The sequence below is a fragment of the Novosphingobium resinovorum genome (assembly GCF_001742225.1).
Lineage (GTDB): Bacteria > Pseudomonadota > Alphaproteobacteria > Sphingomonadales > Sphingomonadaceae > Novosphingobium > Novosphingobium resinovorum_A.
The window spans coordinates 2,282,747-2,298,574 of record NZ_CP017075.1; the positions used below are offsets into that span (position 1 = coordinate 2,282,747).

The 15,828-nt window shown below is 66.7% G+C and carries 12 protein-coding genes and 1 pseudogene; 9 read left to right on the top strand and 4 right to left on the bottom strand.

Going from position 1 to position 15,828, the window contains the following annotated elements; translation table 11 throughout:
* Nucleotides 1–53: 53 nt before the first annotated feature.
* On the bottom strand, nucleotides 54–1,220 hold the full coding sequence (locus BES08_RS10675; RefSeq protein WP_008828008.1) for an acyl-CoA dehydrogenase family protein: 1,167 nt from the start codon (nucleotides 1,218–1,220) through the stop codon (nucleotides 54–56).
* Nucleotides 1,221–1,359: 139 nt separating this feature from the next.
* Between BES08_RS10675 and BES08_RS10680 the strand changes: the two genes are divergently transcribed.
* From BES08_RS10680 to BES08_RS10720, 9 genes are all read left to right on the top strand, one after another.
* Complete coding sequence (locus BES08_RS10680; RefSeq protein WP_069708242.1) at nucleotides 1,360–2,553, top strand: CaiB/BaiF CoA transferase family protein; 1,194 nt, start codon at nucleotides 1,360–1,362, stop codon at nucleotides 2,551–2,553.
* A 104-nt stretch (nucleotides 2,554–2,657) separates the two neighbouring features.
* A complete protein-coding gene (locus BES08_RS10685) occupies nucleotides 2,658–4,454 on the top strand; it encodes a thiamine pyrophosphate-binding protein (protein ID WP_197524358.1) in 1,797 nt (598 codons plus the stop codon).
* A 158-nt stretch (nucleotides 4,455–4,612) separates the two neighbouring features.
* The gene (locus BES08_RS10690; protein ID WP_069709219.1) at nucleotides 4,613–6,028 is read left to right on the top strand and encodes an aldehyde dehydrogenase family protein; all 1,416 of its coding nucleotides are present in this window, start codon (nucleotides 4,613–4,615) and stop codon (nucleotides 6,026–6,028) included.
* Between the two features lie 225 nt (nucleotides 6,029–6,253).
* Nucleotides 6,254–6,643, top strand: a complete 390-nt coding sequence (locus BES08_RS10695; RefSeq protein WP_008831027.1) for a hypothetical protein — start codon at nucleotides 6,254–6,256, stop codon at nucleotides 6,641–6,643.
* A 77-nt stretch (nucleotides 6,644–6,720) separates the two neighbouring features.
* Nucleotides 6,721–8,988 carry a TonB-dependent receptor gene (locus tag BES08_RS10700; RefSeq protein WP_069708243.1) on the top strand — a complete coding sequence of 756 codons (2,268 nt, stop codon included), beginning with the start codon at nucleotides 6,721–6,723 and terminating at the stop codon, nucleotides 8,986–8,988.
* Nucleotides 8,976–10,385, top strand: a complete 1,410-nt coding sequence (locus BES08_RS10705) for a PepSY-associated TM helix domain-containing protein (RefSeq protein ID WP_069708244.1) — start codon at nucleotides 8,976–8,978, stop codon at nucleotides 10,383–10,385. The genes BES08_RS10700 and BES08_RS10705 overlap by 13 nt, the downstream gene beginning before the upstream one ends.
* Before the next feature lie 121 nt (nucleotides 10,386–10,506).
* Entirely contained in the window at nucleotides 10,507–11,544 is a 1,038-nt protein-coding gene (locus BES08_RS10710; RefSeq protein ID WP_069708245.1) for an extracellular catalytic domain type 1 short-chain-length polyhydroxyalkanoate depolymerase, read from the top strand.
* Nucleotides 11,541–11,978 carry a barstar family protein gene (locus BES08_RS10715; protein ID WP_081799066.1) on the top strand — a complete coding sequence of 146 codons (438 nt, stop codon included), beginning with the start codon at nucleotides 11,541–11,543 and terminating at the stop codon, nucleotides 11,976–11,978. Before BES08_RS10710 ends, BES08_RS10715 begins: the two co-directional genes overlap by 4 nt.
* Nucleotides 11,979–12,067: 89 nt before the next feature.
* Nucleotides 12,068–13,528 (top strand): CYTH and CHAD domain-containing protein, encoded by a 1,461-nt coding sequence (locus BES08_RS10720; protein ID WP_231957947.1) that lies wholly within the window; start codon nucleotides 12,068–12,070, stop codon nucleotides 13,526–13,528.
* A gap of 143 nt (nucleotides 13,529–13,671) precedes the next feature.
* On the opposite strand, the gene BES08_RS10725 is transcribed toward BES08_RS10720, so the two are convergent.
* The 3 genes and pseudogenes from BES08_RS10725 to BES08_RS10735 form a co-directional block, all read right to left on the bottom strand.
* Nucleotides 13,672–14,142, bottom strand: coding sequence for a nuclear transport factor 2 family protein (locus tag BES08_RS10725; RefSeq protein WP_008831034.1), 471 nt, complete (start codon nucleotides 14,140–14,142; stop codon nucleotides 13,672–13,674).
* Nucleotides 14,142–14,771: pseudogene (locus tag BES08_RS10730) on the bottom strand (pyridoxamine 5'-phosphate oxidase family protein). Before BES08_RS10730 ends, BES08_RS10725 begins: the two are co-directional and overlap by 1 nt.
* Nucleotides 14,772–14,824: 53 nt before the next feature.
* Nucleotides 14,825–15,802, bottom strand: coding sequence for an alpha/beta fold hydrolase (locus BES08_RS10735; protein WP_069708247.1), 978 nt, complete (start codon nucleotides 15,800–15,802; stop codon nucleotides 14,825–14,827).
* Nucleotides 15,803–15,828: the final 26 nt, after the last annotated feature.

Sequence of the window (15,828 nt, forward strand, 5' to 3'; positions counted from 1 at the left end):
ATCTAAAGACAGCCACCGGTCCCGGATCAAGTCCGAGACGACGACGGTAACGCTCAATAGCTTCTCGGCAGTTCCAAAACCCTCTCGGCGATGTAGTTCATGATCTGGTGTGGGCTCACCGGAGCGATGCGCGGGATCATGACTTCCCGCAGGTAGCGCTCGACGTGGTATTCCTGCGCGTAGCCCATGCCGCCCATCGACATCACCGCCGTCTGGCACGCCTCGTAACCGGCCTCGGCGGCGAGGTATTTGGCGGCGTTCGCCTCGGTCCCGCATTCGAGGCCCTTGTCGAACAGGGTCGCGGCCTTGAACACCATGAGGCTGGCGGCTTCCACCTGCATCCAGGCCTTGGCGAGCGGGTGCTGGATGCCCTGATTCTGGCCGATCGGACGGCCGAAAACCACGCGCTCCTGCGCATATTTGGACGCCTTCTTTATCGCCACGCGCCCCAGCCCGGTGGCCTCGGCGCCCAGCAGGACGCGCTCGGGATTGAGTCCCTGCAGGAGGATCTTGAACCCCTGCCCTTCCGCGCCGATGCGGTCCTCCTCGGGAATGAAGAGGTCGGTGATGAACAGCATGTTCGAGCCCACCGCATGCCGCCCCATCTTCGGGATCAGGCGGTGCTCGACCGATTTTCTGTCTATCCTGCAATAGAATAGCGTCAGCCCCTCGGTCTTCTTTTTGACCTCTTCCAGCGGCGTGGTGCGGGCGATGAGGAGCATGCGGTCGGCGACGTGAGCGTTGGTGATCCAGATCTTCTCGCCATTGACCTTGTAGCCGCCCGGCACCTTCTCGGCGCGGGTCTTGAGGCTGGTGGTGTCGAGGCCGGTGTTGGGCTCGGTCACCGCGAAGCACATCTTCTCCTCGCCCGACAGGATCGGCGGAATCATGCGCTTTTGCTGTTCTTCGGTGCCGAACAGGGTGACCGGCTCAAGCCCGAACACCGGCCCGTGAATCGCCGAGGCCGCCGTCATCCCGCCACCGCTTTCCGCCACCGCCTGCATCATCACCGCCGCCTCGGTGATGCCGAGGCCCGCGCCGCCGACCGCCTCGGGCATGGCGACGCCGAGCCAGCCGGCCTCGGCCATCGACTTGTGGAACTCGAAGGGGAATTCGCCAGAGCGATCCTTTTCGAGCCAGTACTCGTCCGGGAACTGCGAGCAGTGCTTCAGGACCGCTTCGCGAATGTCCTGCTGGTCCTGATTCAGGGAGAAATCCACGCTTTTCCGGCCCTCTTGCCCATTTTACCGTTGCGAGAAGGCTAGCAGCGCCGCGCCGCCGAGACAACTGATTGTTCCGATATGCGTACGTTGAACGGTAATGCGTATAGATATACAAGTCTCGCGGGAGATCGACACAATGGCACTCAACGATACCATAACGGCACCTAACGGCCCTCTGGCGGGGCTCAGGGTGATCGACCTGACCAGCGTGGTGTTCGGACCCTACGCCACGCAGATCATGGCCGACATGGGCGCCGAAGTGATCAAGGTGGAGCCGCCCGAGGGCGACAATACCCGCTGGATCACCACCGGCCCCGTACCCGGCATGGGCGGCATCTATGTCAACGTGAACCGGGGCAAGCGCGGGGTCATGCTCGACCTTCGGCAAGAGGAAGACCGCGAATCGCTGCGCCGCCTGATCGCCACCGCCGACGTCTTCATCCACTCGATGCGCGGCAAGGCGATCGCCAGGCTCGGCTTCGATTACGAGTCGGTCCGCGCGATCCGGCCCGACATCGTCTACACCAACTGCTACGGTTATTCGCGCCGGGGGCCCGAGGCCGACAAGCCCGCCTACGACGACACCATTCAGGCCGAGTGCGGCATCCCCCATGTGCAGGGGCTGATGAACGGCGAGCCCGGCTATGTCGCCACGATCATGGCCGACAAAGTGGCGGGCCTCCACGCGCTCTACGCGACGATGATGGCGCTGTTTCACCGCGAACGGACGGGCGAGGGGCAGGAAGTCGAAGTCACGATGTTCGAGGCGATGTCCTCGTTCATGCTGGTCGAGCATGCCAACGGCGCGATGTTTGCCCCGCCGACGACGCCTGCGCACTACCACCGCGCAGTCGAGCCCAACCGGCGGCCGTATAAAACGAAGGACGGCCACGTCGCCGCACTCATCTACAACGACAAGCACTGGAACGCTTTCGTCGCCGCCGTGAATCCGCCCTGGGCCAGCGAGGAATTCGCCACCCTCGCCCAGCGCGCGAAGCAGATCGGCCGCGTCTACGGCCTGCTCGGCGAGACGTTCCTTACCCGCACCACACAGGAATGGCTCGATACCCTGCAGGCGCTGCACATCCCCTGCGCCCGCCTGCAATCGACCGACGAACTGTTCGACAACGAACACCTCAATGCCATCGGCTTTTTCGAGGAAGTCGAGACCGAGCAAGGCCCCGTCCGCTTCCCCGGCGTGCCGACGTGGTTCTCGAAGACCCCCGGCAAAGTGCGCGGCCCCGCTCCTACGCTCGGTCAGGACAACTCCGAACTGCTCACAAAAGTCACTTCGAGCGTCGCCCCGGCGATAGCAGGCGAGTCGCAGTGAACACCCCTGTTGATTTCACCTGACAGCATTAGGAACCTTACGCTAACCACCTGTTCAAAGCGCCTCAGAGCGCGACCTGCGGATCGAGAAGAAAGGCACTCACGATGTACGACGACCAGCCTGCGGCTGACACGCTCGCCCCCGAGGCTCCGGCCGGTGCGAAGAAGAAGGGCACGCCCGTCTTCAAGCGCATCCTCGACCTGTTCGAGGCCGAGGGAATCCGCACCCTGTTCGGCATTCCCGATCCCAACTTCGTTCACCTCTTCCTCGAAGCGGAAACGCGCGGCTGGACCGTCGTGTCGCCGCACCACGAGGCGTCCGCAGGCCACATGGCCGCTGCCGCCGCGCGTATCACCGGCAAGCCGGCGCTGTGCATCGGCACGCTCGGGCCGGGCATGGCCAACCTGATGCCGGCGATCCAGTGCGCCAAGGTGGAGAACGATCCGATCATCATCATGGGCGGCCAGCGCGCCCGCATCACCGAGCGCCGCGTGCGCCGGGGCCGCATCCAGTTCGTGCGGCAGGAGCCGATGATCGAGGATTCGGTGAAGTTCTCCAGTTCCATCGAATATGCCGACCAGACCGACGAGATCGTCCGCGAGGCGATCCGCGTCGCCCTGTCGGGCACCCCCGGCCCAGCCTACATCGAGTTCCCCGCGCACATCATCCTGGAAGAACTCGACCTGCCGCCGGTGCTGCCGCCGCACCGCTATCGCCTGACCGACCAGGGCGCCGACGGCGACCGGATCGCCGAAGCGGCCGAGATCATCAAGAACGCCAAGAACCCGGTGCTGCTCGTCGGCCACGGCGTCCACACCTCGAAGTCGGGCGCGGCGGTGCGCGAACTGGCCGAACTGATGCAGTGCCCGGTGATCCAGACCTCGGGCGGCACCTCGTTCATCGAAGGGCTTGAGGACCGCACTTTTCCTTACGGTTTCTCCGAAGCCTCGATCGACGCGGTGGTCGAAAGCGACTGCTGCGTGGCGCTCGCCACCGAACTGGGCGAGCCGAGCCACTACGGCCGCTGGCGCCACTGGGTCGACAACGAGGCCAACCGCAAGTGGATCTACGTCCAGCAGGACCCCACCGCGATCGGCGTGAACCGTCCGATCGACGTGCCGCTGGTCGGCGACGTGCGCGCCGTTGTGCCGCAGCTTTCGCGCGCCCTGAAGGCGCTCGGGGGCCGCAGCGCTTCGCCCTCGCTCTCCGAATATATCCAGCGCGATGCGCAGCAGCTGGAGGAACTGGCCGAGGACGCGGGCTCCAAGTCCGATGGCTCCACCGCCAAGATGCACACCAGCCAGTTCGTCACCGAAGCGACCAAGGCCTTCCCCAAGGACGGCATCCTGATCCGCGACGGCGGCGCCACGGTGATCTTCCAGTGGACCTACTCGCAGGCCAAGCCGCATGACGTGATCTGGAACCAGAACTATGGCCACATCGGCACCGGCCTGCCTTACGCCACCGGCGCCATGCTCGCCGACCAGGCCGCCACCGGCAAGGTGCGCCCCGGCATGCTGCTGACTTCGGACAGCTCGTTCCTGTTCCACGTCGGTGAGCTGGAGGTGGCAGTGCGCAAGAACCTGCCGCTGGTAATCGTCGTCGGCGTCGATTTCCAGTGGGGGCTCGAAGTGGGCGTCTACAAGCGCACCTTCGGCCACGGCACCAAGGAAACCGGCGTCCACTGGTCCGACAAGGTCCGCTTCGACAAGATCGCCGAGGGCTTCGGCGCGGCGGGCGAATATGTCGAGAAGGCCGCCGACATCGGCCCCGCCATCGAGCGGGCCTATGCACGCGGCGGCTGCACCGTGATCCACGTCCCGATCGACCCGGCGGCGAACTCGGAGGAAATGCCGAACTATTCGGAATTCCGCACCTGGTACGCCGAAGGCACGCAGTAACAACCAAGATCCTCCCCCTGCGGGGGAGGGGGACCATGCGAAGCATGGTGGAGGGGCACGCGCGGCTTACGTGACGTCTCGTAATCCGATGGTGCCCCTCCACCCCCGCTGCGCGGCGGTCCCCCTCCCCGCCCGCGGGGAGGATGGGAGAGAGCATCATGCGCAGCTACACGCAGTTCTACATCGACGGCCGCTGGACCAGCCCCGTCACCCCGAAAACCGCCGAAGTCATCAACCCGGCCACCGAGGAAGTCTCCGGCGAAATTTCGCTGGGCTCCCCCGCCGACGTGGACCTCGCCGTCGCCGCCGCCCGCCGCGCCTTCGCCACCTATGGCGAGAGCAGCGTCAAGGATCGCCTCGACCTCCTCGAATCGATCCAGGCCGAATACGTCCGCCGCGAAGCTGAACTCGGCGAAGCGATCATGGTCGAGATGGGCGCGCCCAAGGGCCTCGCCAACGGCTTTCACACCCTGCTCGGCAAAGGCCACCTCGGCACCGCGATCGAGGTGCTGAAGGAGTTCAAGTTCGAGGAACAGCGCGGCGTCACCCTGATCCGCAAGGAACCGATCGGCGTCTGCGGCCTCATCACGCCGTGGAACTGGCCGATGAACCAGACCTGCGTGAAGATCTTCCCGGCGCTGGCGGCAGGCTGCACGATGATCCTAAAGCCCCCGCAACTCGCGCCCTATTCCGCGCAGATCCTCGCCGAGATCCTCGACAAGGCGGGCGTCCCGGCAGGCGTGTTCAACATGATCCAGGGCCAGGGCTCGGTGATCGGCGCGGCGCTGACCCGGCATGAGGACGTCGACATGATCTCCTTCACCGGCTCGGAACCCGTGGGCGTGCAGATCCAGAAGGACGCCGCCGACACCGTCAAGCGCGTCGGCCTCGAACTCGGCGGCAAGAGCGCGTGGATCGTGCTCGACGATGCCTCTCTCGCGGCGAACGTCGCGGGCGCGACGGCGGGCATGATGGGCAATTCCGGCCAGACCTGCTCGGCCGGTTCGCGCCTGCTGGTCCCCGCCTCCCGCCTCGACGATGTGAAACGCGCCGCCGCCGAGGCCGCGAACGGCGTCACCGTGGGCGACCCGCAGAGCGACGTGGCAATGGGGCCGGTCGTCTCCAAGTCCCAGTACAACATCATCCAGCAGTACATCGAGAAGGGCCTGGAAGAAGGCGCCGAACTGATCGCCGGGGGGCTCGGCCGACCCGAGGGTCTGGACAAGGGCTGGTACGTGAAACCGACCGTGTTCGTCGGCACCAACGACATGGTGATCGCGCGCGAGGAAATCTTCGGCCCGGTGCTGGTGATCATCCCCTACGACGACATCGACGACGCGGTGCGGATCGCCAACGATTCGAACTTCGGCCTCGGCGGCTACGTCTCGGGCGAGGATCTGGACACCTGCCGCGCCGTCTCGCGCCGGATGCGCACGGGGGCGATCTGGGTGAACGGCGGCTTCGACTTCCACGCGCCGTTCGGCGGCTACAAGCGCTCGGGCAACGGGCGCGAGTGGGGCGAGTTCGGGTTCCACGAATATCTGGAAGTGAAATCGGTCATCGGTTGGAACTAAGAGGAAGTCCTGGGGCCCCCGAACACTTTGGCGCCCCAGACCCCTTTACTGTCGAGGATATGCGCGCGGCCGCGTTTCGCGCCCACTTCGAGCCGGAAGACAAATAGCCTGCGGCGCCATGAGGAGCTGAGGTGGCTGCACGCGCAGCGACGACAGTATGGGGGTCTGGGGCAATGGCCCCAGGACTTCTTCCCTTCCTCCTTCCGACCCGCTAAGAACCCGCCCGTGGGCACCATCAGGCACTTCTTCCGGCACCGTCCGGCGCTTGCGGCATTGCTGCTGGCCGCCGCGCTGTGCCTCAAGGCGCTGGTCCCCACCGGCTACATGCCCACCGCGTCCGAGACCGGCACAGTCGTCATGCTCTGTTCGGGCACGACGATGACCGTGGAGATTCCCGTCAAGGGCGCCCATCCGGACAATGGCGCCACCACCGCCGACCACCCGTGCGCCTTCGCCCCGCTGAGCGCGGCACTGACCGGCGCCGACTTCGCGCCGCTGGTGCTGGCGGCGCTGGCTTTCGTCTTCGTCGCCGCGATCCTGCGCCGCGACCTCGCACTGCCTGCGACCGGCGCCCGGATCAGGCCGCCCAGTCAGGCGCCGCCGCGCTTCATCTGAACCCGTAAAAGCCCGGCCGTTTCGCGGCCTACAGCTACTCGCCCGCCTCCAGTGCGGGCCGTTCAGGTGAATTTTCCATGCTCCGTAGATTGCTCGCGCTCGGCGCGGCTCCGCTTGCCCTGTTTCCCGTCCATGCCTTCGCCGAAGAGGCGGACGAATCCACCATCCTCGTCGTCGGCCAGCGTGATCGCGACATCAGCCTCGACGCGCGCGGGTTGTCGGTCAGTCTCGGCGACGAACAGTTCGAGGGCGTCAACGCCCGCAACGTCGAAGACCTCATGAAGTACGCGCCCGACTTCTTCGTGCGCACCCGCTATGCCGGAGACTCCAATGGCGTACCGGGCTTTCGCGGCACCCATTCCACCCAGAGCGCCCGGACGGTGGTGATGGTGGACGGCTTCACCGTGTCCAACTTCCTCGGCAACTCCTTCGCCTATGCGCCCAAGTGGGGCGTCGTCGGCCCCGGCGAGGTCGAGCAGTTCGACGTCGTCTATGGCCCTTACTCGGCACGCTATGCGGGCAATGCGATGGGCGGCGTGGTCAACATCACCACCCGCTCGCCCGAAAAGACCGAGGCCTTCGCCACCATGCAGGCCATGGCCCAGCCCTACGACCAGTACGGCACCCACGACACGTACTACGGCTATTCCGCCGAGGCCGGGTTCGGTTTTCGGCAGAAAGAAGGCCCGTGGTCCGTGCGCATCTCGGGCCGCCATTTCCGCAACACCGGCCATCCGCAGATGTTCTACGGCCTGACGCCCTCCACCGGCACCGCCGCCGTGACCGCAGTGACCGGCGCGATGCTCGATCCGAAGCAGGCCGTCGCCGGGTCGCCCGGCACCAGCACCAACCCGATCTTCGCCGCGCAGAGCCCGGCCGAAACCACGCAGGATCAGGCCAAGCTGCGCCTCGGCTACGACGGCGCATCGGGCGTGACCGGCGAGTTCCTGCTGGCCTACTGGCACAACCTCGACAGCCAGACCGCCCCCGACTGCTACTTGCGCGATGCAAATGGCAACGCGGTATGCGACGGCCTCGTCTCAAGCGGCGGCAAGACATACACCGCCAGCGGCGCCAACTGGTCCCGCACCGTACGGGACGAACTGCTGGCGGGCCTCAAGCTGGCCGCGCCGCTGTCCGATGCGGTGGAGGTGCAAGCGAACATCTCGACGTACCAGATCCTGCGCTCGGACGGCTTCACCTCCAGCAGCTGGACCAACGGCGCCAGCGACGGCGCGGGCCGCCTTGCCCGGCAGGGGCCGACCTACTGGTGGACCGGAGAACTCTCGGCCACCGCGCACTTCGGCGGCGTCGAACTCTCGGGCGGCGGCAGCGCCAACCTCTACAAGACCGACCTCACCAACTACACTTTGGCCAACTGGCGCAGCGATGCGGGCAAGGCGTTCTCCACCCGCACCTTCGGCAAGACCCGCAACCTCGCCGCCTGGGGCGAAGTGCGCGTGCCCTTCGATCCCGTGACGCTCACCCTCGGCGCGCGCTACGAGGACTGGCGCGCCTTCGACGGCGGCCTCACAGGCTCCGTTGTCGCCAACCGCTACGCCAGCCGCCACGCCTCCGGCTTCCAGCCCAAGGCATCGCTGGAATGGGCCGCCGATCCCGACACCCGCGTCCAGCTGAGCCTCGCGAAAGCAGTGCGCTTCCCCACCGTGGGCGAACTGTTCCAGGGCAGCCTGAACGGCGACGGCACCTTCAACGAAGACAGCTTCGATCCGAACCTGAGGCCCGAGCGCTCGACCGACGCGAACCTCCTCGTGGCGCACGACTTCGGCCATGTGAAGCTGACCGGCTCGGCGTTCTGGCAGCGGGTGAAGGACACGATCTTCGCGTTCTACGGCTTCAACCAGAACGGGGTGAGCACCTCGAACTTCAAGAACGTCGACGTCACTCGCCAGTACGGCTTCGAACTGATCGCCGAAGCCCGCGACGTCCTCATCCCCGGACTCGACATCGACGCCAACGCCGCCTGGATCGATTCCGTCACCCTGCGCAACGACGCCGCCAGGGCGGCCGAGGGCGTGCAGTTCCCCCGCATCCCGCGCTGGCGCCTCAACGGCAACCTGCGCTACCGGGTGGCCGAGCCGGTGCTCGTCTCCATCGGCGTGCGCTATGCCAGCCGCCCCAACACCGACCTGTTCGGCCTCCAGCGCGGCGATACCTACGGCTATACGTCCGAGCTGTTCGCGCTCGACGCCCGCGTCAGCTGGGACGTGACGCAGCAGCTTCGGGTCAGCGCCGGCATCGACAACATCACCAACGACAGGGCCTGGGTCTACCACCCCTACCCGCAGCGCAGCTTCCTCCTCGAAGCGGGATGGACGCTGTGAGCACCGCGACGATCCCTGCCGGGCCGCGCACCGAACGCTGGTATCGTGCGGTCTGGCGCTGGCATTTCTACGCGGGGCTGTTCTGCCTGCCTTTCGTGCTCTGGCTTTCGGTGACGGGCGGCCTCTACTTGTTCAAGCCGCAGATCGAAGCCGTGATCTACGCACCTTACCGCAATGTCGCCTCCGGACCGTCGCTGGCGCCCGAGGCGATCGCCGCCAGCGCCGTCGCGGCGGTGCCGGGTTCGGTGCTGCACAAGTACGTCCTGCCCGAAAGCCCGCGTGATGCGGTGCAAATCCTCGTCGGCAGGGGCGCCGGAGACGTGCGCGTCTGGGTCGATCCCCAGACCGGCGCGGTGCTTCATCAGGTGCCCGAGGAGGACCGCCTCATGCGGGTCGTCTTTCGCCTCCACGGCGAATTGCTGGCCGGGAACCTGGGCTCCGCGCTGGTCGAGACGGCCGCGTGCTGGACGCTGGTGATGCTGCTGACCGGCCTGTTCCTGTGGTGGCCGCGCGGCGGGGCGAGGCTGGCTGGCCTGCTCTACCCGCGCCTGCGCCGGGGCCGCGCGCTGTTCTGGCGCGATATCCATGCCGTGACGGGCCTTTGGATATCGCTGGGCGCCCTGTTCCTGATCGTCTCCGGCCTGCCATGGGCGAATGCATGGGGCGACTATTTCCGGCAGGTCCGCGTGGTGACCGGCACAGCGTCGGGACGGCAGGATTGGTCCGCCGGCTCCACCACCGAAAGCGCCCGCCGCGCCCGCGAAGACGCCGCGATGCGCGCGATGATATCCGAACATGCCGAGCATCACGGCCAAATGACTATGGGCTCGATGGCGCACATGGCCCCGCCGCCCGCCGCCCTCAACGCGGTGATCACGAGGGCCACAAGTCTGCACTTCGCCGCTCCGGTCGAGGTCAGCCCGCCGACAGCGCCCGGCACCCCGTGGCAGGTCCGCAGCCAGGCCGAGAACCGCCCCCGCCGCGACAGCGCCGAGATCGCCTCCGACGGCCGCGTGGTCGGCGTGGAGCGCTTCGCCGACCGCCACTGGATCGACCGCGCGGTGGGCTACGGCGTGGCGATCCACGAGGGCGCCTGGGCCGGTCTCGCCAATCAGCTGCTCAACCTCGCGGTGCTGGCCGGGCTCGTCCTGCTGTGCGTATCGAGCGCGGTCCTGTGGTGGCGCCGCCGCCCCGGCGGGGGCCTCGGCGCCCCGCAGAGCCTTGCCCCGCTGCATCATTCATGGGCGCTGGTCCTGCTGGTACTGGCGTTGGCGGCAGCGATGCCGCTGTTCGGCCTGTCGCTGGGGCTGGCGGCGATTACGGAGGCGGTGCTCGGCCGCATCGCCCCGCGCCTGCACCTGTGGATGGGGTGGCGGAAAAAAGCTGCATCCGGATGATGCGGGCCGCGGGGAGTGGGGAGCGGGCGCCATTCGCCGGAGGGTGACAGTTGGCGCCGGCTCTGCGATGTTCGTCGCTTCTGGCGCTTGCGTGCAAGCAACGAAGATTCACCAAGGCGTGATGGCCGACCTGTTCAAGACACTCTCCAAGGCAGCACGCCTCGTCCGCAAGGGCCGCCCGATGTCGGCGCTGATCGCCATGCAGGACGGGCTCAAGCCGACGGCGGCGCCCAGAACCAGGTTGCCGAAGGCACCCCGGCGCAAGCAGGCAAAGCCCGCAGCGGCCCGGCAGCCGCGTCCGGCGCCCGGAACTTTCGGCGCGCACGAGTTCGATTGCCGGCACGGCGCGATTCACTTCCGGCTATATACGCCGCGCGGCCCGAAGCGCCGGAACCGCCCCCTCGTCGTCATGCTGCACGGTTGTTCGCAGACCGCATCCGACTTCGCGACCGGCACCGGCATGAACGAACTGGCCGACGAACTGGGTTGCCTCGTGCTCTATCCGCAGCAGTCGCAGCGGGCGAACCTGGCGCGGTGCTGGAACTGGCACCGTCCAAGGAACCAGGCGCGCGGCGAAGGAGAGCCGGCGCTGATCGCGGCCCTGACCCGCCATGTCCTCGCGATTGCCGCGGGCAATTCGGAACGGGTCTTCATCGCGGGCATTTCGGCGGGCGGCTCGGCCGCCGCGATCGTCGGGGCGGCCTATCCGGACCTGTTCATCGCGGTGGGCGTCCATTCCGGGGTCGCACGCGGCACGATCCGGACCTTGCCCTCGGCGCTCGCCGCCATGCGCGGGGACAGGCGGGCCGGATTCACCGGCAGGGCGACCCGCCCCCTGCCCACCATCGTCTTCCACGGCGACGAGGACCGCGTCGTCCATCCGTCCAATGCAGCGGGTTTCCTCAACACCCTGGAACGCTCGCAGCCCGGCCCGCTGATTTCGCGCACGTATTATGGAAAATCCGACAAGGGCCGGGATTTCACGCGCAAGGTCTATCGCTCGTCGAGCGGGAACACGCTGCTCGAGGACTGGACCATTCACGGAAGCGGCCATGAATGGTCGGGCGGCAGCGCCTCCGCATCCTACACCGATCCGCTGGGGCCGAACGCATCGCGGGAAATGATGCGCTTCTTCCTCTCGCAAAGGAGGGCGAATTGACGCCGGAGCCGCCGCGAAACCGGGATGACGGCGGCACGATGGCGCCCAGGCAGTTCGAGATCGACGGCAGCACCATGACCGACATCGCCTCGTTCTATGCGCAGATGAACCGGCTGCTCATGGACGGAGAATCGTGGGCGCTGGCCGAAAGCCTCGATGCCCTGAACGACGTGCTCTACGGCGGCTACGGCGCCATCGCAGGGCGCGAGCCTGTCCGCTTCGTCTGGAAGGACATCGCCGCGACGCGCGCCGCGCTGGGCCGCGAGGCGACCTGCGCCTTCCTGCGCGAACGGCTGAAGACGAGAACGATGTTCAACGGCTCTCCCATCGTCGATCAACTGGCCGCGCTGGAAAGCGGCTTGGGCACCACTTACTTCGACGTCGTGATGCAGGTCTTCGCAGACCATCCCAATATAGAGATCGTGCCGGCATGAGCCGGAAAAGCGATCGATCGGTGTACGCGCTGTCACGATTTGCCGGCTCGCCCGTTGGTCACCGATAAGGCAGGACAAGAGGCGAACCGATGACCCCCAAGCCGTCCAGAGGCATGGAAATGGAACTGAAGCTGGAGCTGGATGCGGCGGGCATGGATGCCCTCGGCGCGTCGGAGCTGCTGGCTGCTGCGCCGGGCGCCGTGTCACAGCGCGCCATCTACTTCGACACGCCCGACCAGAGCCTGCTGCGCGGCGCGCTGTCGCTGCGCATCCGCCGGGAAGGCGACCGCCGGGTCCAGACGGTCAAGGCTTCCGGCGCCACCGCGGGCCTGTTCGTTCGGCCGGAATGGGAATTCGAAGTCGCGGACGACCAGCCCGTGCTCGATCATACCAGCCCGGTCCGCGCCCTGATCGGCACCGGCACCGAAGCGATCGCGCCTGTTTTCGCCGTCGAGAACGAACGCCGCCAGTGGATGGACGGCGGCATCGAGATTTCGCTCGACGACGGCCGCGTGATCGCCGGAGATCGCAAGACGTCGTTCGCAGAGGTCGAGCTGGAGCACAAGAGCGGCGATCCGGCCGCGATCTTCGCGCTTGCCCGGAAAATCGACGCGGTGGCTCCGGTCCAGCTTGGCGTGATGAGCAAGGCGGAACGCGGTTACCGGCTTCTCGGCCCCGCACTGACCGCCACCAAGGCGCACCGCGTGGCGCTGGACGAAAGCATGACGGTGGCCAGTGCGCTTCAGGCCATCGGCTTCGCCTGCCTGCACCACTATCGCCTCAACCTCCCGCTCGTGCTGGATCACCGGGATGCCTCAGCGCTCCATCAGGCCCGCGTGGCGATCCGGCGGCTGCGGTCCGCGCTCACCATCCACAAGAGCGTGTTCGTCGATCGTACCGTGCCGAGGCTGAACACGGAACTGCGCTGGCTGGCGGCCGAACTCGGGAAGGCACGCGACATCGACGTGCTGCTCAAGCGGACCGGGCAGAGTGCGATCAGGACGCAATTGCTGGAAGCCCGGGCCGCGGCCTACGACGCGGTGGGCATCGCCCTGCAATCGGCGCGGGCGCGAGGGCTCATGATCGATCTCGTAGAATGGCTGAGCATGGGCGAGTGGCTGCGCGATGACACCAACGCCGAGGTCGCGGCGACACCGGTGCCCGGCTTCGCGGCGAGGACCCTGCGCAAACTGCGCAAGAAGGTAAAGCGGCAGGGCCACGGACTTGAGGCGCTGGACGACGAGAGCCGCCACGAACTGCGCAAATCGGCCAAGAAGCTGCGCTACGCCACGGAGTTCTTCGCTGCATTGTACGACCGCAAACGCGATCGCCGGGGGTTCAAGCGCTTCCTGTCGGCCCTCGAAGACCTGCAGGACAGCCTCGGCGACCTCAACGACCTGTCCGCGGCGTCAGAAACGCTGCGGCGGCTCGGCATCACCGGCGGGGATGCGGATGGACGCGCGGGCGACCCGAAGGCAAAGGCAGCCCTGCTGGAGCAGGCCGCCGCCCATCATGACAGCCTGATCGGCGCCAAGCGGTTCTGGACGTAGCATCCTCGAGATGAGCCGCGGGCTTCGCCGGCGGGCTCGCGGGCGGATGATGGCAAGGGATTGCAGCCCAACACCGCCGCCTGCCACCGACGTCCCGTCATCCGGACCGACGATCCGGTGACTGGCCCCGATGCCGTCACCCTCTAAAATCCGAGATCGCCAAGACCCGTATGTGCGTCGGGACGCCGGCCCAGGGGCCAGTGAAAGCGCCGGTCTTCCACTGCGATCGGCGTGTCGTTGATGCAGGCAAGGCGCCTTTGCATCAGCCCGGTTTCGTCGAATTCCCAGTTCTCGTTGCCATACGAGCGGAACCAGTTGCCGCTGTCGTCATGCCATTCGTATGCGAAGCGCACGGCGATGCGGTTGTCCCGAAAGGCCCACAGCTCCTTGATCAGCCGGTAATCCAGCTCCCGCTGCCACTTGCGCGTCAGGAACGCGATGATGGCGGGGCGGCCGTTCAGGAATTCGCCGCGATTGCGCCACTGGCTGTCCGGCGTATAAGCCAGCGCGACCTTTTCGGGATCACGGCTGTTCCAGCCATCCTCGGCAAGGCGGACCTTCTCGGCCGCCGTCTCCAGCGTGAAGGGCGGCAAAGGCGGGCGCGGACTTTCCATCATGCTTCTCCTCGTTTTTCGAGCCGGAGGCGCAGGGCTGCGTTCTCCGTTTCCAGTTCGGCCATTCGCTCGTGCAGCGGGCGCACCGCCTGTTCGATCTCCCGCTCGGTGAAGCGGGGGGTGATGTGCTGGGGGCAATTCCAGTCGAACGCCTTCAGCCGGAACCGGAAGATGCGCTCGGGCCGCGCCTTGTAGCCCTTGTCCATGACGCGTTCGGTCAGTGCCGGGTCCTCGTCAAGCGACAGCTTGTCGACATGGGCATAGATCTTGAGCCGCATGCGGCGCGGATAGTCCATCAGGAACAGCGAGGCCCGGTCGTTCGCGGCCAGATTGCCGGTGCTGATGTACTGGCGGTTGCCGCGATAGTCGGCGAAGGCCAGCGTGCGCTCGTCGACCATCTTGAGGAACCCGGCGGGGCCGCCGCGGTGCTGGACATAAGGTCAGCCGTCTTCCGAGACGGACCCTATGTAGAAGCTGTCGCGCGCGGCGATGAAGGCGGCCTCGTTCGCGGTGAACCGGTCGAATTCGCGGTTCCCCTCGAAATCGGCCCACTGCCTGTCCGCGCCCATCTCCGCCTGCGCCGCGCGGACGCTGGGGGTCATGGCGATATCGAGAAATCCGTAAGACATGGCGTATCTTCCGATTTGAGGCGGGGGCAGTTCGCGACTGCCCCCGCCCTCGTTCAGCGCGGCGCGACCTTGCGATCGAGGAAATCCCGGATCAGCGGCGCCATCTCGTCCAGCTTGTCCTCGAGCGCGAAATGCCCGGTATCGAGGATGTGGAGTTCGGCCTCGGGCAGATCCCGCAGATACGGGTGCGCGCCGGGCTCGGGGAAGATCGTGTCGTTCTTGCCCCACAGGATGATCGTCGGCGGCTTGCGCTCGCGGAAGAACTGCTGGAACTGCGGGTAGAGCGGCACATTGGTGCGATAGTCGTAGAACAGGTCGAGCTGGATCTCGCTGTTGCCCGGCCGGTCGAGCAGCGCCTGGTCGTGGACCCAGTTGTCCGGGCTGATCCGCGATACGTCACGGACGCCGTCGGTGTACTGGAACTTGGTCGCCTTCGGCGTCACCAGCCAGGCCTGCGCCGCGCGATCCTTGGCCGATCCGCTCTTCCAGTAGGTCTTGATCGGGTCCCAGAACGCGCCGAGCCCTTCGTCATAGGCGTTGCCGTTCTGGACGATCAGCCCGCTCACCCGCTCGGGGTGCTTGAGCGCCAGCCGGTAGCCCACGGGCGCGCCGTAATCCATGACGTACATCGCATAGCGCTGGGCACCGATCTGGCCCATCAGCGCATCGACCATGTCGGCATAGTGCGCGAAGCTGTAAGCGAACTGCTTGTGATCGGGCGCATCGCTCTCGCCGAAGCCGGGATAGTCAGGGGCGATCACGTGATAGCGATCCGCCAGCGACGGGATCAGGTTGCGGAACATGTGCGAGGACGTGGGAAAGCCGTGCAGCAACAGCACCACCGGGCCATCGGCCGGGCCGGCTTCGCGGTAGGCCATCTTCACGCCCTCGATGGTCGCGGTGCGGTAGTGAACGGTCGCCGGCGCCGTGCTGGACGCGGTGATCTGCTGCGTAGTTGCCGCCATTGCACCGCTAGGAGCGGCGATGGCCGCGCCCGCCAGCATCAGGGACAGGATCAGTTGCTTGGTCATTTTTTCCACCCTCGTCGAAACCGCTG